General features: G+C 61.0%; 15 protein-coding genes, 4 tRNA genes and 1 pseudogene. 10 read left to right on the top strand and 10 right to left on the bottom strand.

The window, feature by feature from the left end; genetic code table 11:
• The 4 genes from H610_RS24080 (at position 1) to H610_RS0116650 (ending at position 4585) form a co-directional block, all read left to right on the top strand.
• A complete protein-coding gene (locus H610_RS24080) occupies positions 1-1071 on the top strand; it encodes a glycosyltransferase (RefSeq protein WP_043238846.1) in 1071 nt (356 codons plus the stop codon).
• A 219-nt stretch (positions 1072-1290) separates the two neighbouring features.
• Positions 1291-2694 carry an undecaprenyl-phosphate glucose phosphotransferase gene (locus H610_RS25085; RefSeq protein WP_084166486.1) on the top strand — a complete coding sequence of 468 codons (1404 nt, stop codon included), beginning with the start codon at positions 1291-1293 and terminating at the stop codon, positions 2692-2694.
• An 89-nt stretch (positions 2695-2783) separates the two neighbouring features.
• The gene (gene galE / locus H610_RS24085) at positions 2784-3878 is read left to right on the top strand and encodes a UDP-glucose 4-epimerase GalE (protein WP_152529120.1); all 1095 of its coding nucleotides are present in this window, start codon (positions 2784-2786) and stop codon (positions 3876-3878) included.
• Positions 3879-4138: 260 nt separating this feature from the next.
• Entirely contained in the window at positions 4139-4585 is a 447-nt protein-coding gene (locus tag H610_RS0116650) for a VanZ family protein (RefSeq protein ID WP_236614319.1), read from the top strand.
• A 771-nt stretch (positions 4586-5356) separates the two neighbouring features.
• On the opposite strand, the gene H610_RS24090 is transcribed toward H610_RS0116650, so the two are convergent.
• Complete coding sequence (locus tag H610_RS24090; RefSeq protein ID WP_051231827.1) at positions 5357-6766, bottom strand: O-antigen ligase family protein; 1410 nt, start codon at positions 6764-6766, stop codon at positions 5357-5359.
• Positions 6767-7163: 397 nt separating this feature from the next.
• Here H610_RS24090 and yecR point away from each other — a divergent pair, with 397 nt between their 5' ends.
• Together yecR and H610_RS26030 are read left to right on the top strand one after the other, a co-directional pair.
• Positions 7164-7679 (top strand): YecR family lipoprotein, encoded by a 516-nt coding sequence (gene yecR, locus H610_RS0116665; protein ID WP_028240741.1) that lies wholly within the window; start codon positions 7164-7166, stop codon positions 7677-7679.
• A 618-nt stretch (positions 7680-8297) separates the two neighbouring features.
• A pseudogene (locus H610_RS26030) lies at positions 8298-8519 on the top strand (recombinase family protein); the annotation flags it as partial.
• 137 nt (positions 8520-8656) lie between these two features.
• Here the strand turns inward: H610_RS26030 and H610_RS0116670 are convergent.
• A tRNA-Arg gene (locus H610_RS0116670) sits at positions 8657-8733 on the bottom strand.
• Positions 8734-8990: 257 nt separating this feature from the next.
• On the opposite strand from H610_RS0116670, the gene H610_RS0116675 reads away from it, so the two are divergent.
• The 3 genes from H610_RS0116675 to H610_RS0116685 all read left to right on the top strand — a co-directional run bounded on the left by H610_RS0116675 (position 8991) and on the right by H610_RS0116685 (position 10017).
• The gene (locus H610_RS0116675) at positions 8991-9194 is read left to right on the top strand and encodes a hypothetical protein (protein ID WP_028240742.1); all 204 of its coding nucleotides are present in this window, start codon (positions 8991-8993) and stop codon (positions 9192-9194) included.
• 35 nt (positions 9195-9229) lie between these two features.
• The gene (locus H610_RS0116680; RefSeq protein WP_028240743.1) at positions 9230-9415 is read left to right on the top strand and encodes a PA3371 family protein; all 186 of its coding nucleotides are present in this window, start codon (positions 9230-9232) and stop codon (positions 9413-9415) included.
• A 269-nt stretch (positions 9416-9684) separates the two neighbouring features.
• On the top strand, positions 9685-10017 hold the full coding sequence (locus H610_RS0116685) for an Arc family DNA-binding protein (RefSeq protein ID WP_028240744.1): 333 nt from the start codon (positions 9685-9687) through the stop codon (positions 10015-10017).
• Positions 10018-10541: 524 nt separating this feature from the next.
• On the opposite strand, the gene mgtE is transcribed toward H610_RS0116685, so the two are convergent.
• On the bottom strand, positions 10542-11993 hold the full coding sequence (gene mgtE / locus H610_RS0116690; RefSeq protein WP_028240745.1) for a magnesium transporter: 1452 nt from the start codon (positions 11991-11993) through the stop codon (positions 10542-10544).
• 317 nt (positions 11994-12310) lie between these two features.
• Between mgtE and H610_RS0116695 the strand changes: the two genes are divergently transcribed.
• Positions 12311-12805: a DUF4124 domain-containing protein gene (locus tag H610_RS0116695; protein WP_051231830.1), complete on the top strand. Its 495-nt coding sequence runs from the start codon at positions 12311-12313 to the stop codon at positions 12803-12805.
• A 309-nt stretch (positions 12806-13114) separates the two neighbouring features.
• Here the strand turns inward: H610_RS0116695 and H610_RS0116700 are convergent.
• From H610_RS0116700 to ltaE, 7 genes are all read right to left on the bottom strand, one after another.
• A tRNA-Arg gene (locus H610_RS0116700) sits at positions 13115-13191 on the bottom strand.
• A gap of 69 nt (positions 13192-13260) precedes the next feature.
• Positions 13261-13337: transfer RNA gene (locus H610_RS0116705), tRNA-Arg, on the bottom strand.
• A 100-nt stretch (positions 13338-13437) separates the two neighbouring features.
• A tRNA-Ser gene (locus H610_RS0116710) sits at positions 13438-13528 on the bottom strand.
• Between the two features lie 62 nt (positions 13529-13590).
• Positions 13591-13776: a carbon storage regulator CsrA gene (csrA, locus tag H610_RS0116715; protein WP_003283978.1), complete on the bottom strand. Its 186-nt coding sequence runs from the start codon at positions 13774-13776 to the stop codon at positions 13591-13593.
• 184 nt (positions 13777-13960) lie between these two features.
• On the bottom strand, positions 13961-15196 hold the full coding sequence (locus H610_RS0116720) for an aspartate kinase (RefSeq protein WP_028240747.1): 1236 nt from the start codon (positions 15194-15196) through the stop codon (positions 13961-13963).
• Positions 15197-15315: 119 nt separating this feature from the next.
• The gene (gene alaS / locus H610_RS0116725) at positions 15316-17937 is read right to left on the bottom strand and encodes an alanine--tRNA ligase (RefSeq protein WP_028240748.1); all 2622 of its coding nucleotides are present in this window, start codon (positions 17935-17937) and stop codon (positions 15316-15318) included.
• Between the two features lie 174 nt (positions 17938-18111).
• Positions 18112-19116, bottom strand: coding sequence for a low-specificity L-threonine aldolase (gene ltaE / locus H610_RS0116730; RefSeq protein ID WP_028240749.1), 1005 nt, complete (start codon positions 19114-19116; stop codon positions 18112-18114).
• Positions 19117-19202: the final 86 nt, after the last annotated feature.

Genomic DNA, 19202 nt, shown 5'->3' on the forward strand with positions numbered 1-19202 from the left:
ATGAAATTAACCCACATAATTGAAGCGACGGCGACAGGAACTCTGTCGATGGCAGCCCTGCTGGCTAACGCTCAATCTCGAGCGGGCCATGATGTCCATATGATTTATTCTATCCGCCCTGAATCTCCGAAAGATTTCCTATATTTATTCGATCCCAAAATAAAGCTTTATCAAGTGCAAATGAATTCTCACTTTGAAAAGCTACAAAGTATTCCGAAAATACGTAAAATCTTGAAGAGCATTCGACCAAACAAAGTATTTTTACACTCGTCTTTTGCCGGCTTCCTAGGCCGAATATCCGCATTATTCCTCCTGAAGGACACCGGTTTTCTCTATATCCCGCACTGTATATCTTTTATGCGGAAAGATATTGGGAGCATTAAGAAAGCTTTATTTGTTTTACTTGAGTGGATAGGCTCACTTAAAAAATCCGACTACATCGCCTGTTCGAAAAGCGAGCAGACAGCGATACATGAATTCATCCCGTTCCGCATTTGCCATCTCGTTGAGAACGCACTTGACTTTGCGTCAGGGGCCGCCATCACACCGGTAAAAGAAAGAAAAAATAGTATTATTACTGTCGGACAAATTCGCCCTCAAAAAGGGCCATACAGATTTTCCGAAATTGCTCACCTAGTACACGGTACGCATCCCGAGACTACGTTTATCTGGGTTGGGGATGGAGACTTCCAAGCTCGTCGGAAGCTTGAATTATCGGGCGTAATCGTTACGGGCTGGAGAAGCAAAGCTGAGATTTGGGAATTGCTTGAAAACGCGCGCCTTTATCTTTCAACTTCACTCTGGGAGGGGATGCCTGTTTCTGTCATTGAAGCTAACTTTGCTGGGCTCCCAGTAATTGCTTCAAACTGCCCAGGCAATATAGATGTCGTCGAGAATGGGAAAACCGGCTGGTTATTCGAAACTTCTGAGGAGGCGGCAAATTTAATCAGAGCTTGTCTTGAATCCCCAGCATATTCGGAAGAAATTTCAGACAGAGCATTATCCCTAGCGAAGAAACGGTTCAATCTTGACCGTTATCTCAAGGATATGGATGAATTGATTAACTCCTAGCCACCAACCAATAAACACGGCACTTCCTCTATTTAAAAATCATAAATTAATAGCTAAACGCGCTTGCGAAACTTCAATGTTAGGTGTCACGCTTCAAATGCAACGCTTTGCTATCGCTACTAGGCCTATCAGTACCAGCAAGGCCACTGCCTATTGGCAGTTCGCCGTGATCTTAGCTCGCAAACTAGCGCCATTCCGGAGTTAATGCTTGGAGGCACAATGGAACTCACATTTAGACGAAGCAGAAGCCTGTCGCATAAGTATGGATGGCTAAGCAGCAGGCTGGCGCAGTTGACCGATGTAGGTGCGACCGCACTCGCCGCCTATGTGGTTCATGGCGCGTATTTAAAACAGGCAGCCATGTCGCCGTTATATGCTTGGGGTACGACGGTTGGCGCGCTGCTGGTAGCAATCGTGCTGCCCGCTCTGGGCATCTACAACACTTGGCGAGGCCGGGTGCTTAGCCCGCTGCTGTTCAAGCTGCTGACGGGCTATGCGATTGTTGGCCTGATTTGCACTAGCCTGCTGTTTCTCACCGGCCTGTCTGAAGCGTTCTCCCGTGTGTGGCTGGTGGTCTCGTTCACCGTTGCTTTCCTTATTTCTCTCTCGGCACGAGCTGCGGTTTATCCGTTGCTCAAACGCTATCGGATGCTCGGTCGAAACCGCCGACAGGTTGTGCTCATCGGGGATGCTCGTTCCTGTGCAAGAGCCGTCCATCATTTGCAACGCGAGCCAACGGCAGGCTTCGATATCGGTGCCGTCTATTTGATGGGAGATGACTCCGCAAAGGAACTGGCAGGACAAAAGCTAAATTGGCTTCCCTATTCAGCTGCCCGTGTCCACGATATTCACAGTGACGAGGTGTGGATCTGCCTGCCACTGGCGGAAGGCGAGCGTGTCAAGCAGACCATCGCCGACCTTGGCGTTACTGCGGCGAACGTGCGGTTCATGCCCGATATGCGCGACTTCCGCCTGATCAACCACAACATCTCTCACGTCGCCAATCTCTATCTGTTGGATATGAGCTGCTCGCCGATCAGTGGCAGTGCTCATTTCCTCAAGGCGGTGGAAGATCGCTTGATTGCGGCTCTGATTCTGGTAGCAATTTCTCCAATTCTGTTAATCGTTGCCATCGGTGTGAAGCTGTCATCTCCTGGGCCGATTTTTTATCGGCAGGAGCGAGTCAGCTGGAATGGCAAGCCGTTCGATATGCTCAAGTTTCGCTCCATGCCAGTGGACTCTGAAAAGAGCGGCGTAACCTGGGGCGGCGCGCAGCAAAAGCAGACCACCCGTTTTGGCGCCTTCATTCGTCGTACCAGCCTGGATGAGCTACCGCAGTTCATCAACGTATTGAAGGGAAACATGTCCATCGTTGGGCCGCGCCCAGAGCGCACGATATTCGTTGAGCGCTTCAAGCACGAAATCCCAGGCTATATGCAGAAGCATTTAATGAAAGCCGGCATTACCGGCTGGGCGCAGATCAACGGCTGGCGTGGCGATACGGACTTGGAGAAGCGTATCGAATGCGATCTTTGGTATATCGAAAACTGGTCGCTCATGCTTGACCTGAAAATCATCTTGCTCACCGTATTCAAGGGATTCGTTAATAAAAACGCTTATTGAGGCGATTGCCTGGCCCATCGAGCCATAAGCGAGCTTTGGTGTTTCGTGGCGCCTCAGGGCACCACTTGTATTTTTGTAAGGACGCACTCTTGACTGAAACGATTTTGATAACAGGCGGCGCCGGCTATATCGGCTCGCACACCACCCTGGCCCTGCTCGAAGCTGGCTATGACGTGGTGGTGCTCGATAACCTCAGCAACAGCTCGGTTGAATCCCTCGAGCGCATTGCGCATATCTGCGGCAGAATGCCGGCTTTCGCTCGTGGGGACATTCGCGATGTGGCGCTGCTCGATCTGCTGTTCGCCAGCTACCCTATCAGTGCCGTGCTGCACTTCGCCGGGCTCAAGGCGGTTGGTGAGAGCGTGCGCGAGCCATTGGCTTACTACCAGAACAATGTGGCCGGCAGCCTTTCGTTATGCCAGGCCATGGCTCGTGCGGGGGTGTTCCGCCTGGTATTCAGTTCTTCGGCCACCGTATATGGCGAACCGGAGCGGATGCCCATCGCTGAAGATTTTCCCACTGGCCAACCGACCAATCCTTATGGCCGCTCTAAGCTCATGTTCGAGGAAGTATTGCGCGACGTAGCGGCTTCCGACCCGCGCTGGAGCATCGCGCTCCTGCGCTATTTCAACCCGGTCGGCGCCCATGAGAGCGGGCTGATCGGAGAGGCACCCAACGGAATACCGAATAACCTGCTGCCATACATCAGCCAAGTAGCGGTGGGCAAGCTCCGCCAGCTAACCGTATTTGGCAACGATTATGCGACGCCAGATGGCACCGGAATACGCGACTATATCCATGTAGTCGACTTGGCTGAGGGGCATCTGAAAGCGCTGCAACGCATCACCTCCGATGCAGGCTTGCACGTTTGGAACCTGGGAACCGGAACAGGCTATAGCGTGCTGCAGATGATCCAGGCCTTCGAGCAAGCCTCGGGCCGAGCCGTACCATACCGAGTTGCACCGCGCCGCCCTGGCGATATCGCTCAGTGCTGGGCGGATCCGAGCAAAGCCGCCAAAGAACTTGGCTGGCAAGCAAAGCGTGGCCTTGATGCAATGATGCGTGATGCCTGGCGCTGGCAGCTCAGCAATCCTGACGGGTATACGAGCGCTCCCCCCCAGGGAGAAGCCAATACCACGTTGCCCCAGGCCCCGTCAGGCACGTCAATCAGGGCGGTTGGGTAATACGCACCTGTCGCTAGGTTCCCCAGCGCGGCTAAGACGTAAGCAAGGTGTCGGAAAGCGGAGTGGTCTCCCCCCGTATTCGGTACGTCTTCGTCGACTTGGTGACGTTGGCTTGGGTTCATCGAGCCCAGCGTGATGTTAAGGCAGCTTCAAGGCGGAACGTTCGGCTGGTCGAACTTGTCGGTTGCCTGTTCGTCATCTAGCGCGGCGTTCATCATGCCTCGACCATAGCGAGCTTGGCATGGCTGCCTTATGCACAGGTGCCGTCGCGGCATCAGTATCACTCTTTTTCCTCCGCAGACGGTCCCTCCATGCAGTCTCTTCGAATCATCCCCTTTCTCGCCGTACTGGCGATAATCCTCTTCACTGGGCTTAAACCGGAACCTGTGCCCCAAGTATTCGACCAGCAGGACAAGCTGCACCATTTGCTGGGGTTCGCGGCATTGGCGTTCAGCGTGCGGCTGGCGTTCCCGTCGTTGCGGCTGCTTTGGACCGTTGCCCTGTGCTTGGCCGCTGCAATCATGATCGAACTCGCTCAGGGTTATCAGCCACACCGCGACGCCTCGGTTGCCGATATGGTGGCCAACACGCTGGGGGTGGCGGTGGGTTGCGTCTGCTTGAGCGTAGGGCGTCGCTTGTATGACCGCTGGGCTCGGCGCGGTAGGCCCCTTTCCGCTGTGGATGAAAGGGTCGAGAGCCCGGTCTGACCGGATGTTGTTCACCTCAATGATGACGGCTCGGGCCTGCGGCCTGCATCGCCGCGAGGGCGCGCCTCCCACAGACCGCCGGGCAATGCTGCTTTTGAAAGCACTACCTCGGGGCGAGCTTGCCTGAGCGGTGATGGCGCGGGCAGCTGCCTTTGACTTCGGCAGGCCTGTGTAGCCTGCAGTCCCCACGAGGGCGCGCCTCCCACGGGCGGGTGGGCGACCCTGCTTTTGTGGGAGGCCTGACCTGGGGGCGAGCGTGCCTTAGTCAGTTCGTCCGAGGGCTGTCACGTACCGTTCGTCACTTGCACCGTTTCGCTGAAAACGTTCGATAACCGCTTCGGTCCATAGCCATACACGGCGGGATTCAAGGAAAGCTGTCTGATGTCCGCTCTTGCGATGAGGAGCGGTATTTTGGCTGGACTTGGGGACCCGCACGAACCTTTTCCGAACGCCGTTCTAGCGCGCTCTTCACGCTTTGCTCAGGTATTTTCGGCTGCCCTTGTAGGCAGCTTAGTGTCATTGCTGGCAGGTTGCGCCAGCGAACCCTCGGCGCTGCCGATAACCCACGAGCAAGTGCTGATTCATGTAAAACTCGTCGACAAGATCGACTATAAGCCAGGCACCGAAGCGTATGGGATGACCCGCTGTGCCAATGGCGTTTGCGTTGTCGAGATCCTGCGGGATCTTTACCCGTACTGCCTGTACCACGAAATCCGTCATGTCATCGAAGGCGACTGGCATGCGGGCCATGAGAGTACCGAGGGGTGTGATTTAGCCCAGCGTGGCGCTCAGCGGGGACAGTCCGAGCCTATCCCTTCTGCTTCCCCGCCCTTTATGGGCACGCTCCCTGGCATGGCTGCCGGCAAGCACAGCGATCGCGCACAGGACCACGAGAGTGGCGGCGTTGGCGGGGATCTGCAGGTTGAAGTCGGTACTGGAGTGGATCAACAGCGCAATGATTCCCATGGCAGCACCGAAACCGACGCCGCTTCGGTAGATAGAATCCCGCCGCCAGAGCGCTCGCAGCGCATGCCATAAGCCGAGCAGCACAAAGACGGCCAGGGGAAGAGTCCCCCATAGCCCAAACTCGACGGCGAACTGGATGTAATCGTTGTGTGCATGATCGAAATGCAATCGGATATCTTCGCCGGCGTACTTAGGGAATACCGCTTCGAAGCTACCTGCACCTTGTCCAACCAACGGTCGTTCCTTGAGCAGGGGTAGTGTGTACGCGAACACATCGTCGCGGACCTCGTTAGCCTGCTGGACCACCTCCCCTTCGACGACCACGTCGGTCAAACGGGTGTTCAGCAGGCGATCCTTCAATCGCTCGAGCCCGAAATACTGGCTGATTACCAGCACATCGATGAGCACCAAGCTTGCCAGGATCAGGCTGTTGCGCAGCCGGTGCGCCTTATCCATCAGCACGAACAATCCACCAACCATCAGCAGACTGACAAAGAAAGCGGTGTTGCCCATCCGTGAGCGGGTCATTACCAATGCGATGACCATGACCACGAGCGCAAGCCGCAACCGCGCCTTGGGCCCCATGAGCAGTTCGAGAAGATTTACCCAGCTGAAGGGGCGGCTGTCACGCAGAGCCATTAGCAAGCCGATGCCACAGGCGAGCGTCATCTCGAGATAGCCAGCCAAGTGGTTCCGGTTGACGAAGGTGCCGGTAGCTACGCCGAGGTAGCTGGTCTTGGGGCCGACCAGCAGCCACTCAACACCGGAAAGCGTCATGAGGGCGCCCCAAAAGGCCTGTAACGTACCGCTCACTACGAGCGTGGCGAGCAGTAAGTTAAGACGCTTTCGGGTGTGGAAAAGGCTGATAACGACCAAGAAAAGCAGACTATAAGCCAACCCCAGCATCAGATAGCTAAACGTTGCACCGTTGTCGACGCTCAGCCCGGCAAACCACTGCAATGCCACCCAGCTTTGCGCAAGCAGGAGTAGCCCAAGCAATGGCAGACCAGCCCTCAGCGTTTCAGCTTGCCTGACTTGAGCCTCGCTATCTGCGAGCCGAACCAGCGCCCAGAGCACGCCCAATCCACCCACGAGCAGTATCAGCAGTCCGACGGCCCAATCGCGATTGCTGCCAAGCGGCAAGGGCAGCCAGAACAGGACAAAGAGCGTGGCGGCCACGCAAAGACGTTCGAGGCGGCTGTGGGGCTGGGGCATGACAGATGATTATCCGCGAAAAATAAGCTGGCAAAACGCCGCTGTTGAGCGCGCGAATTGTAAGGGCTTCGCCAGCCGATGACCATGTTTGGCCGCCTTGGAAGCAACCTGGAGAGCGGCCTCAGAAATTTTCTGGGCCTGAACCGAGAAGATTAGAGCCTGCCCGCCGGTTGGGAAGCAGTTCGAATTCCCAGGAATTCAGGACGGCCGAGTCGAACCAAAGCCGCCGACTCGCATTAGTTCCGAAACCTCGGACTAGTTAGCGGGTTTCCCCATAACAAGACCGGGGTTTCCCACTTCTCCTGCAGCAGGGGCTGGAGCTAAAGGGGCCATAGTGGCAAGATCACATCACACTTCCAGTGCTGCCCCGCCAACATACCCACAAGGAGGTTCCGAGATGAACCGGACTCACCGCTTGGTCACCCGCGCCGCCGTAGCAGCTCTCGCCAGCATCACTCTGGCCGGCTGCGCGGTTAAGAAGGACTTCTACGCTATGGGTGGCAGCCGAGCTGACGGTACGGTCGATATGGCGTATGACTTCGCGCAGTTCGAGCAGCCGGTGATAAACCATCAACAAGCGCAATTGATTGCGAAGCAGAAATGCGCCGTGTGGGGTTACGAGAAGGCGGAGCCGTTCGGAGGCCAGACAACGAATTGCTATCAACGTAACGGATTCAGCACCTGTATCGCTGGCCAAGTCGTCATGAAATATCAGTGCGTGGGCGACATCAATGCTCCTCGGCCAGCCATCGCTGCCGCTAAAACCCCTTCGGCCACCAGCGCGGTGGCTTCAGGCCCAGCGCTGCTGACCCCTGAGCAGTGGAAACAGCAGCAACTACTGCAGCTTCAGAGCCAAACGGGTCTCAGCTACGAGGAATACCAGCAGCGCTACAAGCAAATCATGGGGCAATAAGCCAAAGGCTTGCTCATCGGATTACGTTTTGAGTGCACGGAGGCGCTATGCCCAACATCGACCGTATGCCGCAGTGGGAGTGGCGCCGGGCCTAGAAGGCCGTCGGATGACCGTGCGGAGCGCGGAGCAGGAGCACTAGGAAAAAACACCAGGACGACAAAAGGGCCCCGCCGTCATGCGGGGCCTTTCCTTTGCCTCACTTCTTCTTCGTGAAGAGGATGCCCCAGCCCAAGCCCGCGAACATGATGACGGCAAGGATATCGAATGTGGGCTTCTGTCATGGCTCCCCCCCCTTGGAGGCTTCCACCCAGCATAGGCCACAGCAAGGACACTCGCCTGCTGCCCTGGCGAAATACCTCGGATCCAGGAATTTGATTCGCAGCCAGCGCGGTTGCGGCGGCGGCACCTCGCTGGGATGTCTATTCCCTGGGGCACACCTATCGCGAAGATCGACAAGCCGATGATCTAGCCTGACACACGCTCACGCTTACCTGACAGCAGGGAAGAGCAGACGCGTAACATTTTAGGTTCAGGTTATTTACTGAAACGCTTCAGCCCGACCGCACCTGCCTAGGTCCCGCCGTTACGCCTCCGCTTTCGTATTAGCTAAAGCACAGCGCTCGCAAGGACTACGAGCAGCGCAGTGAGCGTCAGGCGCAGGGCATTAAGAAGGCGAAGGCTGAGGGCTGCTACAAGGGACGTCCGGTGAATGCCGATCTGCACAAGCGCGTGAAGGAATTGCTGTCAGCCGGCCTGGGCGTTCGGGCTGCCGCAAGGCACGCCGACCGCTCGACTACGACCGTGCTCGAGATTTGCGACAGCTTGCCGAGCAAAGCCTGACGGACGGCACGCCGGCCACTGAACGGAAGGGGGCTGAGGCAGTCACAGGAGCATCGAGGCTCGTTTCATTCGCTGTCAGCCTGCTGTCACGCTCTTTACCGCCGTCAGAGCCGAATCGCTGGAGCGCCTGCAAACACTGGTGTCCCAGGCAGGAATTGAACCTGCAACCTTCCCCTTAGGAGGGGGACGCTCTATCCAATTGAGCTACTGGGACATCGACCGGGGCCGCATGTTAGCGACAAGTATCCGGTTTGTCATGCCCGCGCTTCGCAACGCCCTTCCTCCCTCGCCCACACCCACCACATTGCAAAGTGCAATGCTCCCGAGGCGCCATCTTGCATTACGCAAGAGATGGCGCCTGGCCATGTTTTATAACATATTGATTTTACTAGCTTTTTTATAGCAAAAAGCTTGGCATGCAGCCTGCAATCTTCTTCCTCAGTTGCGTAATTTTGAGCGATGGAGACGCCCATGCCGAGTTCAGTATTGCTAGTCAGTGCAGCCCTGCTGGCTGCCACCGCGGCCCTGCAGCCCCTCGACCGGGAAATCGCCACGCAGTCCGCGCGCAATGACGCCAGGCTTATCCAGCATGATGCACGCCCCAAGGCGCGCGTTCTGACGACCAGCGAAACCGAAGCGTACCGTCCCGCCTCGACCCAGCGCTGGGTGTTCTGATCCTGCCAGCCGGCAGCTGAAAAAGGAGTGATGCGATGTCCAGAATGGCCTGGTCTTTCCTAGCATTGACGCTCATGAGCGGTTTGCTCGCCTTCACCGGACCGGTCGAATCCGGCCTCGAAGTCACCCTGACCAAGGGCGCAGCCTGTCTGTTCGGGACCGGCTTCTTCTTCGCGCTGCTGGTCGGTCGCCGCTTCAAGTTCGACCCCGTGCTGCGCTGAGGCGCGCCTGCGGAATGTCCGCTCGGCTCATCAGGGCTGGGTCGAGCGACCATCCCCTCACAAGGACAATGCCAATACGGTCACGGGGTGAAGACCGTAATGGCATTAGGCCTTTACTCTTTCTTTTTTCGTCGCATAATTGGCGCCAGCGTTCTGTTGCTCGCCATCGTTTTTTTGCTTAACTGGGAACAGTTAGTGCTGCGAGTTGTCAGACCGGTGACAATAGCAGCAGTGCCAGCATCGCTCCCCTCTGACTAACCGGTTTAAGTATGCGCCCTATGAAGCAGGCAGTTTATTCCAGCCGCACGGCTGACAAGTTCGTTGTTCGCCTACCCGAAGGCATGCGCGAGCGCATCGCCGATGTTGCGCGCAACCACCATCGCAGCATGAACTCGGAAATCATCGCCCGCCTTGAGCAGAGCCTGTTTCAGGAGGGCGCGCTCGACGACGACCTGAGCATGCGTCTGGACAGCCCTGAGCTTTCGCTGCACGAACGCGAGCTTCTGCAGCGGTTCCGCCAGCTCAGTCGCCGCCAGCAGAACGCCCTGATCGCGTTGATCGCGCACGATGCCGAAATGGCAGCCGAAGCGGAAGCGAGCTGAGCGAACCGCAGACGAGCCCAATGAAAACGCCCCAACTTCCGGGGCGTTTTTCGTAGCCAGCGTCTCTCCGTGATACGAGAGACGCTGGCTCGGCTATACCTGAAGCTTCTGCCCTTCCCGAGCACCCACCCCTCACCCCTCGACGCTTGCCCCCCGGCAAGTTCGCCCCGAGGTCGGCCTCCCACGAAGGCAGCGCTGCCTACCCTCCCCGTGGGAGGCCGCGCCCGTTCCCGACGGGCTTGCGGCATTCACGACGTCCTTGTGGATTGCGTGCTCTCGCGGCGAATGGGGACCACAGGCCCGCCCGAAGCTTAAGCGCCATCGCCTGAGTGAACAGCGCTGTCCTCTCGTGGACAAGCCGCTACGCGGCGTTATCCACCCTACTCCCGAGGGCGCACCCCTCGCTCCAGCCAGCGCGACCCTGCCGCGCTTGTGCGTCGGCAGGCGGGCCCTAGGCAAACCGGGGAGCACTAGCGGGAAACGGCAGGGCTGGCAAAGGCCTGGATGTCGCCCCCGCCACAAACTCACAGAAGGAAGAGCGAGGCCAGCCCGAGGAAGATGAAGAACCCACCGCTGTCGGTCATGGCCGTGATCATCACGCTCGCCCCCATCGCCGGGTCCCGGCCCAGGCGAGCCAGCGTCATCGGGATCAGCACGCCCATCAGCGCCGCGAGCAGCAGGTTGAGCGTCATCGCCGCGGTCATGACCACTCCGAGCGACCAGCTGTCGTAGAGGAACCAGGCCACGCCGCCGATCACCCCGCCCCAGACCAGCCCGTTGATCAGGGACACGCCCAGTTCCTTGCGCAACAGCCGTGCGGTGTTGTTGGTGCCGACCTGGTCGAGCGCCATGGCCCGCACGATCATGGTGATGGTCTGGTTGCCCGAGTTGCCGCCGATGCCGGCGACGATCGGCATTAGCGCGGCCAGCGCCACCAGCCGCTCGATGGAGCCTTCGAACAGGCCGATCACACGCGAGGCGATGAAGGCGGTGACGAGGTTGATGGCCAGCCAGGCCCAGCGGTTGCCGACCGATTTCCAGACCGAGGCGAAGATGTCTTCCTCTTCGCGCAGACCGGCCATGTTCAGCACTTCGCTTTCGCTTTCCTCGCGAATGAGGTCGACCATCTGGTCGATGGTCAAACGGCCGATCAGCTTGCCGTTCTTGTCGACCACCGGCGAGGACACCAGATCGTAGCGCTCGAACGCCTGCGCCGCGTCATAGGCATTCTCGTCGGGATGAAAGGCCACCGGGTCGTTGGCCATGACCTCGGCGACCTGCTTGTCCGGGTCGTTGACCAGCAGCCGCTTGATCGGCAGGACGCCCTTGAGGACGCCGTCGTAATCGACCACGAACAGCTTGTCGGTGTGCCCGGGCAGCTCCTTCAGCCGGCGCAGGTAACGCAGGACCACCTCGAGGCTGACGTCGTCGCGGATGGTGACCATCTCGAAGTCCATCAGCGCGCCGACCTGATCCTCCTCGTAGGACAGCGCCGAACGCACCCGCTCGCGCTGCTGCGCGTCGAGCGACTCCATGAGTTCGTGGACCACGTCGCGCGGCAGCTCGGGCGCCAGGTCGGCGAGCTCGTCGGCGTCCATCTCGCGGGCGGCGGCCAGCAGTTCGTGGTCGTCCATGTCCGCAATGAGGGTCTCGCGGACGGCGTCGGAGACCTCGAGCAGGATGTCGCCGTCACGGTCGGCCCGGACCATCTGCCAGACGGTGAGGCGGTCGTCGAGCGGCAAGGCTTCGAGGATGTGGGCGACGTCGGCGGGGTGCAGCTCGTCCAGGCGCAGCTGCAGTTCGGCGAGGTTCTGCCGCTGGTCCAGGTCGTCGATGAACGTCCGGTCGGGGCCATCGCCTTCCTGGCGCTGTGCCAGGTCTTCGGCGAACTTGTGTCGATGGAGCAGCTCCACGACCTGCGCCAGGCGGTCCTGAAGGCTCTCTTGCGACTTTTTCGCGGCTTCTACTTCGGTCATGGCGCACTCCACCCGGGCAAGCGGGTGCGCCCGGGTATCAATCAGTCGATACGTGATTGGCTGTCAGGAGTCTCGAGCGACTACTGGGTAAGTCCATAGGGTTCGGTTTTCCACAGGCCCGACGGGCAGGTCGGGCAATGATACCACCGCCCAGCGCAACGGCGCGGGCAAAAAGCAGGCTGTACAGGCACTTGGAGCATCCACTTCATGTGCCGGCAACGACTGTTTGTCGACGCTTTCACGTTGCGGAAAGACACCAATGGGATGTGACAATTATTCGATTAGGCTAAGGGCGCATCGTCACGGAGGACGAAATCATGAAACGACCCACCAAGAAGGCGGTCGCCGGCGGCCTGTGGCTGGCGCTTTCCATCAGCACCGCCGAAGCCTCGAGCGTCTACCGCTGCGAGGACGGCAACGGCCACGTCACCTTCTCGCAGCAGGGCTGCCCGGACATGCAGCAAGCGGAACGGCGCCGAGCCTACAATCCCACACCGGGCGGCAGCGAGTTGACGCCGCTGGGCACGCCGAAAGCGCCCGACCGCCAGGCACGCCCAGGCGGCGTGGAGCTGGTGGTCGTCGGCGGCAAGGACGACGGGTGCGACAACCGGGTCAGCGGCAACGACAGGCGCCAGGCGATCATCCGCAAGGAGATCCGCGCCGGCATGACCCGCGCCGACGTGGAAAGCGCCCTCGGCAAGCCCGACGTCATCACCCGCAGCAACGGGCAGACCCGCTACCGCTATGACACGCCAGGGCGCAAGCGTACCGTGAGCTTCGATGAAGCCGGTTGCGTGAGAGGCTCGCGCTGACACCGGGTGTTGGGCTTCGCAACCCAACCTACGGCGCGCTGGAAACCCTGGGGAGCGGTCTGGACCGCGAACGGGCCTGCACGGCGCTACGACCAACACCAGAGCAACCCTCTCCCTCCGGGAGAGGGCGGGGTGAGGGCTGGCGCGCAGGAGCCCTCCCTCATCCGGCCCTGCGGGCCACCTTCTCCTGCGGGGAGAAGGGAAAAGGCCGAAGGCTGGGCACAGCCCTGTAGGAGCAGGCTCTGCCTGCGACCTCGGGCAGCTGCGCAAAAGAAAAAAGGCCTGCATCGCTGCAGGCCTTTTCGGGTATGGCGCACTCGGGAGGATTCGAACCTCCGACCGCCCGGTTCGTAGCCGGGTACTCTATCCAGCTGAGCTACGAGTGCGTGGGGTGTTTGTTCAACCAGTCACCGCTGGTAAGCGACGAACCCGCCATCGGCAAGCCCATTCGAATATGGCGCACTCGGGAGGATTCGAACCTCCGACCGCCCGGTTCGTAGCCGGGTACTCTATCCAGCTGAGCTACGAGTGCGCTGAGGGGGCGCATTATAGGGATAACCAACCGATGGTCAAGCTGGCTTCAGGGCTTTTTGCCACTGGCTCCAGATGCTATCGAAACCCTAGAAATGCAATGGCGGAGAGGGGGGGATTCGAACCCCCGACACCCTTTTGAGGTGTACTCCCTTAGCAGGGGAGCGCCTTCGGCCTCTCGGCCACCTCTCCGCAACACGGGGCGCATGATACTCATGTTTACCCCGCTTGCAAAGCCAAAAATTAGAGAAAAATTAGTGGCTTGGTTCTTGGTCTTTCTCCTTCTGGATCCGCTGGTAAATCTCCTCGCGATGCACGGCTACCTCTTTGGGTGCGTTTACACCGATCCGAACTTGATTACCCTTGACGCCCAGCACGGTGACAGTGACATCGTCACCCACCATCAGAGTCTCTCCGACCCGGCGAGTCAGAATCAGCATTCCTTTCTCCTTAACGGATTCAGTTCAGAACCACAGTCTGCAAAAAATGAAAAATGGGAACTCCGTGACAGCAGAGGCCTGGCAGCCTTCACTCAGTTATTGACCAGCGCCGCGGAACCTAAAGTTCCACCACCGTTACCGGTTACGACAGAAGGCGCGAAACAGACAGCCGGTGGCCGTACGGTCACTCGCCCCTGGCGGTTGGCGCGTCCAGCTCGAACGCGGTGTGCAAGGCACGTACAGCAAGCTCCAGGTATTTTTCTTCGATGACCACCGACACCTTGATTTCCGAAGTGGAAATCATCTGGATGTTGATGCTCTCCTTCGCCAGCGCCTCGAACATCCGACTGGCGACACCGGCATGCGAGCGCATGCCGACCCCGACGATCGAAACCTTCGCGATGTTGGTGTCACCAATGACCTCGCGAGCCCCCATCTCGTTCGCTGTGTTTTGCAGAACTTTGAGCGCGTTGGTGTAATCGTTGCGATGCACGGTGAAGGTAAAGTCGGTCGTCATGTCGTGCGCGACGTTCTGCACGATCATGTCCACCTCGATGTTGGCCGCGCTGATCGGCCCGAGAATCTTGAACGCGATGCCCGGGGTGTCGGGCACACCACGGATGGTCAGCTTGGCCTCGTCGCGGTTGAAGGCGATGCCGGAGATGATTGGCTGTTCCATGGATTCCTCTTCATCAAGGGTAATGAGGGTGCCCGGCCCCTCCTGAAAGCTGTGGAGCACGCGCAGGGGGACGTTGTACTTGCCGGCGAACTCGACGGAACGGATCTGCAGCACCTTGGAGCCGAGGCTGGCCATCTCCAGCATTTCCTCGAAGGTGATCTTCTCCAGGCGCTGCGCCTTGGCCACGACCCGCGGGTCGGTGGTGTAGACGCCGTCGACGTCCGTGTAGATCTGGCACTCGTCGGCCTTCAAGGCGGCGGCCAGCGCCACCCCGGTGGTGTCGGAACCACCGCGGCCGAGCGTGGTGATGTTGCCCTTGTCGTCGACGCCCTGGAAACCGGCGACCACGACCACGCGCCCGGCCTTGAGATCGCTCTGGATGCGCTGGCCGTCGATGTGCAGGATGCGCGCCTTGGTGTGCGCGCTGTCGGTGAGAATGCGCACCTGGTTGCCGGTGTAGGACACGGCCGGCACGCCACGCTTGATCAGCGCCATGGCCAGCAGCGCGATGGTGACCTGCTCGCCGGTCGAGACCATGACGTCCAGCTCGCGCGGCACCGGCTGATCGCAGATCTGCTTGGCCAGATCGATCAGGCGGTTGGTTTCCCCGCTCATGGCCGAGACCACGACGACGATGTCGTCGCCGCGCTCGCGGAATTTCTTGACCTTTTCGGCCACCTGCTCGATTCGCTCGACGGTGCCGACGGATGTGCCTCCGAACTTCTGTACGATCAACGCCATTTCAATTGCCGCCTATGCCCGCCCAGGGCCTGAGTCATCTGTTTCCCATGACAGCCTCGCGGCGAATGCCCGCCCGCGGCTGCCCGGCGTCCCGCCGCGAACGACGGGCGCCTCGATCGTCAACACGCCTCGACGAAGGCGGTGGCCAGCGCCAGCGCCTCGTCCAGCTTGCCCGGCTCGGTGCCGCCGCCCTGGGCCATGTCCGGGCGTCCGCCGCCCTTCCCGCCCACGACCGCCGCGGCCTGCTTCATCAGCTCGCCGGCCTTGAACCGCGCCGTGAGGTCGGCGGTGACGCCGGCCACCAGCACCACCTTGCCGTCGAGCTCGCTGCCGAGCAGGATCACCGCGCTGCCGAGCTTGTTCTTCAACTGGTCGACCAGCGCCAGCAGCGCCTTGCCGTCCGACCCATCCAGGCGCGCCGACAGCACCTTCACGCCGCCGACCTCGACCGCCGCGCTGGCCAGATCGTTGCCGGCTGCGCTGGCCGCCTTGGCCTTGAGCTGCTCCAGCTCCTTTTCCAACTGGCGGTTGCGTTCGAGCACGCCGCCCAGCTTGTCGACCAGGTTGTCGCGGGTGGCCTTGACCAGGCTCGCGGCTTCCTTGAGCTGCTCTTCGGCGGCGTTCAGATAGGCCAGCGCCTGGGCCCCGGTGACCGCCTCGATCCGGCGCACGCCGGCGGCCACGCCGCCCTCGCTGACGATCTTGAACAGCCCGATGTCGCCGGTGCGCGAGACGTGGGTGCCGCCGCACAGCTCGACGGAGAAGCCGCCGCCCATGGTCAGCACGCGCACGCGCTCGCCGTATTTCTCGCCGAACAGCGCCATGGCGCCCTTGGCCTTGGCGGTGTCGATGTCGGTTTCTTCGATTTCCACCGGCGTGTTGCGGCGGATTTCCTCGTTCACCTTGTCTTCCAGCGCCTTCAGTTGCTCGGGGCGCACCGCCTCGAAATGGCTGAAATCGAAGCGCAGGCGCTGGCTGTCCACCAGCGAGCCCTTCTGCTGCACGTGCTCGCCGAGGAACTGCCGCAGCGCAGCGTGCAGCAGGTGCGTGGCCGAGTGGTTGAGCGCGGTGGCCTGGCGCACCGAATCGTCGACCACGGCCTCGATCTGGCTGCCGACGCTCAGGCTGCCCTGGTCGAGGATGCCGTGATGCAGGAAGGCGCCGCCGGCCTTGCTGGTGTCGCGCACGTCGAAGCGCAGGCCATCGGCCTGCAGGTAGCCGCAGTCGCCGACCTGGCCGCCGGATTCGGCGTAGAACGGCGTCTGGTCGAGCACCACCACGCCCTCCTCGCCGGCATGCAGCTGCTGCACCGCCATGCCTTCCTTGAACAGCGCCAGCACCTGGCCGCTGCCGCGGGTGCCCTGGTAGCCGATGAAGCGCGTCTCGCCCTCCACCTTGACCAGCGCGTTGTAGTCCATGCCGAAGGCGCTTGAGGCCCGTGCACGCTCGCGCTGGGCTTCCATCTCGCGCTCGAAGCCGGCCTCGTCCAGGGTCAGGCCACGCTCGCGGGCGATGTCGTTAGTGAGGTCGACCGGGAATCCGTAGGTGTCGTACAGCTTGAACACCACTTCGCCGGGAATCTCCTTGCCATCGAGCGCGGCAAGGTCCTGCTCGAGAATGCGCAGGCCCTGCTCGAGGGTCTTGGCGAACTGCTCTTCCTCGTTCTTCAGCACGCGCTCGATGTGCGCCTGCTGCTGGCGCAGTTCCGGGAAGGCGTCGCCCATCTCCGCCGCCAGCGCGGCGACGATGCGGTGGAAGAATGCGCCCCTGGCGCCCAGCTTGTTGCCGTGGCGGCAGGCGCGGCGAATGATGCGGCGCAGCACGTAGCCGCGACCCTCGTTGGACGGCAGCACGCCGTCGGCGATCAGGAAGCTGCAGGAGCGGATGTGATCGGCGACTACCTTCAGCGAAGGCGCGTCGTCGTTGGCGCAGCCGATGGCGTCGGCCGCGGCGGCCAGGAGGTTCTGAAACAGGTCGATCTCGTAGTTCGAATGGACGTGCTGCAGCACCGCGCTGATGCGCTCCAGGCCCATGCCGGTGTCCACGCTCGGCGCCGGCAGCGGGTGCATCACACCGTCGGCCGTGCGGTTGAACTGCATGAACACGTTGTTCCAGATCTCGATGTAGCGGTCGCCATCCTCTTCCGGCGAGCCGGGCGGGCCGCCCCAGATGTCCGCGCCGTGGTCGTAGAAGATCTCGGTGCAGGGGCCGCAGGGGCCGGTGTCGCCCATCGCCCAGAAGTTGTCGGAGGCATAGGGCGCGCCCTTGTTGTCGCCGATGCGCACCATGCGCTCGGCCGGCACGCCGACTTCCTTGGTCCAGATGTCGTAGGCCTCGTCGTCACTGGCGTAGACGGTGACCCAGAGCTTGTCCTGGGGCAGGCCCAGCCATTTCGGCGAGGTGAGGAATTCCCAGGCATAGGTGATGGCGTCGCGCTTGAAGTAGTCGCCGAAGCTGAAATTGCCCAGCATCTCGAAGAAGGTATGGTGGCGCGCCGTGTAGCCGACGTTCTCCAGGTCGTTGTGCTTGCCGCCGGCACGCACGCATTTCTGGCTGGAGGTGGCGCGGGTGTAGGCGCGCTTCTCCAGGCCGAGGAAGCAGTCCTTGAACTGGTTCATGCCCGCGTTGGTGAACAGCAGGGTCGGGTCGTTCGCCGGGATCAGCGAGCTGGAGGCGACGCGGGTGTGCCCCTTCTCTTCGAAGAAGCGGAGGAAGGCTTCACGGATTTCTGCGCTTTTCATAGGTCTTTTCCAGAGGACTGCGGCCGGACGGCGCGAAACGGGACGGGCAGGACGACAGCCCGGGGCCGGTAACGGCCGTGCGGATAACCGGCAAAGGGCCGCATTATATCGGCGTTGCGCGCCCGGTATAGGGGATAAATGCGATAGACACAAGCGATTTGCCGGTGCCCGCGTTCAGCTCCGGGCGAAGGCGGCGAAGGCATCCAGGACGGTCTGGATATCGGCCTCGCGCACGTCCAGATGGGTCACCATGCGCAGCCGCGGCGCGACCGTGAGGCGGATGCCGCGCTCGGCGCAATGCTTGGCCAGCGCCTGCGCGCGATCGCCGATGTCGACGTAGACCATGTTGGTCTGCACCGGCTCGACACTGTAGCCGAGCGCCTCGAGCCCGGCGCCGAGCGCTTGCGCATGGGCGTGGTCCTCGGCCAGCCGCTCGATGTGATGGTCCAGCGCATACAGGCCGGCCGCCGCGAGGATGCCGGCCTGGCGCATGCCGCCGCCGACCATCTTGCGCAGCCGCAGCGCCTTGGCGATGTACGCCCGGCTGCCGCAGAGCACCGAGCCCACGGGCGTGCCCAGGCCCTTGGACAGGCACACCGACACCGAATCGAAGTGCCGCGTGATGGCCTGCGCATCGCAGCCGAGCCTGACCGTGGCGTTGAACAGCCGGGCGCCGTCCAGGTGCAGCGCCAATCCGCGTTCGCGGGTGAATTCGCGCGCGCGGGCCAGGTAGTCGAGCGGCAGCACCTTGCCCTGCATGGTGTTTTCCAGCGCCAGCAGGCGGGTGCGGGCGAAGTGGATGTTGTCCGGCTTGACCGCCTCGGCGACCCGCGCCAGGTCGAGCGAGCCGTCGGCTTCCATCTCCACCGGCTGCGGCTGGATCGAGCCGAGCACCGCGGCGCCGCCGCCCTCGTACTTGTAGGTGTGCGCCTGCTGCCCGACGATGTACTCGTCGCCCCGCTCGCAATGCGCCATCAGCGCCAGCAGGTTGCTCATGGTGCCGCTGGGCACGAACAGCCCCGCCTCCATGCCCAGGCGTTCGGCCAGCGTCGCCTGCAGGCGCTGTACGGTCGGGTCCTCGTTGTAGACGTCGTCACCGGTCTCGGCGCGCAGCATCGCCTCGCGCATGGCGGCGGTGGGCTTGGTGACGGTGTCGCTGCGAAGATCGATGACGCGCATGAAGTAATCCCGACTGCTGAAAAGTGAAGGGCCCGGCCTGTAAGGCCGGACGGCCTAGGCTATGCGCGCACCGCTCCAGCCGCAAT

Source organism: Stutzerimonas azotifigens DSM 17556, from assembly GCF_000425625.1.
Lineage (GTDB): Bacteria > Pseudomonadota > Gammaproteobacteria > Pseudomonadales > Pseudomonadaceae > Stutzerimonas > Stutzerimonas azotifigens.

What these genes read in the sequence shown, in the direction of transcription:
- H610_RS0116720 (WP_028240747.1), bottom strand. Translation starts at nt 15,196, where the DNA reads ATGGCGTTGATCGTACAGAAGTTCGGAGGCACATCCGTCGGCACCGTC.
- H610_RS24080 (WP_043238846.1), top strand. Translation starts at nt 1, where the DNA reads ATGAAATTAACCCACATAATTGAAGCGACGGCGACAGGAACTCTGTCG.
- yecR (WP_028240741.1), top strand. Translation starts at nt 7,164, where the DNA reads ATGAACCGGACTCACCGCTTGGTCACCCGCGCCGCCGTAGCAGCTCTC.
- mgtE (WP_028240745.1), bottom strand. Translation starts at nt 11,993, where the DNA reads ATGACCGAAGTAGAAGCCGCGAAAAAGTCGCAAGAGAGCCTTCAGGAC.
- alaS (WP_028240748.1), bottom strand. Translation starts at nt 17,937, where the DNA reads ATGAAAAGCGCAGAAATCCGTGAAGCCTTCCTCCGCTTCTTCGAAGAG.
- H610_RS0116675 (WP_028240742.1), top strand. Translation starts at nt 8,991, where the DNA reads ATGCCGAGTTCAGTATTGCTAGTCAGTGCAGCCCTGCTGGCTGCCACC.
- H610_RS25085 (WP_084166486.1), top strand. Translation starts at nt 1,291, where the DNA reads ATGGAACTCACATTTAGACGAAGCAGAAGCCTGTCGCATAAGTATGGA.
- H610_RS0116680 (WP_028240743.1), top strand. Translation starts at nt 9,230, where the DNA reads ATGTCCAGAATGGCCTGGTCTTTCCTAGCATTGACGCTCATGAGCGGT.
- H610_RS0116685 (WP_028240744.1), top strand. Translation starts at nt 9,685, where the DNA reads ATGCGCCCTATGAAGCAGGCAGTTTATTCCAGCCGCACGGCTGACAAG.
- csrA (WP_003283978.1), bottom strand. Translation starts at nt 13,776, where the DNA reads ATGCTGATTCTGACTCGCCGGGTCGGAGAGACTCTGATGGTGGGTGAC.
- H610_RS0116695 (WP_051231830.1), top strand. Translation starts at nt 12,311, where the DNA reads ATGAAACGACCCACCAAGAAGGCGGTCGCCGGCGGCCTGTGGCTGGCG.
- ltaE (WP_028240749.1), bottom strand. Translation starts at nt 19,116, where the DNA reads ATGCGCGTCATCGATCTTCGCAGCGACACCGTCACCAAGCCCACCGCC.
- H610_RS24090 (WP_051231827.1), bottom strand. Translation starts at nt 6,766, where the DNA reads ATGCCCCAGCCCCACAGCCGCCTCGAACGTCTTTGCGTGGCCGCCACG.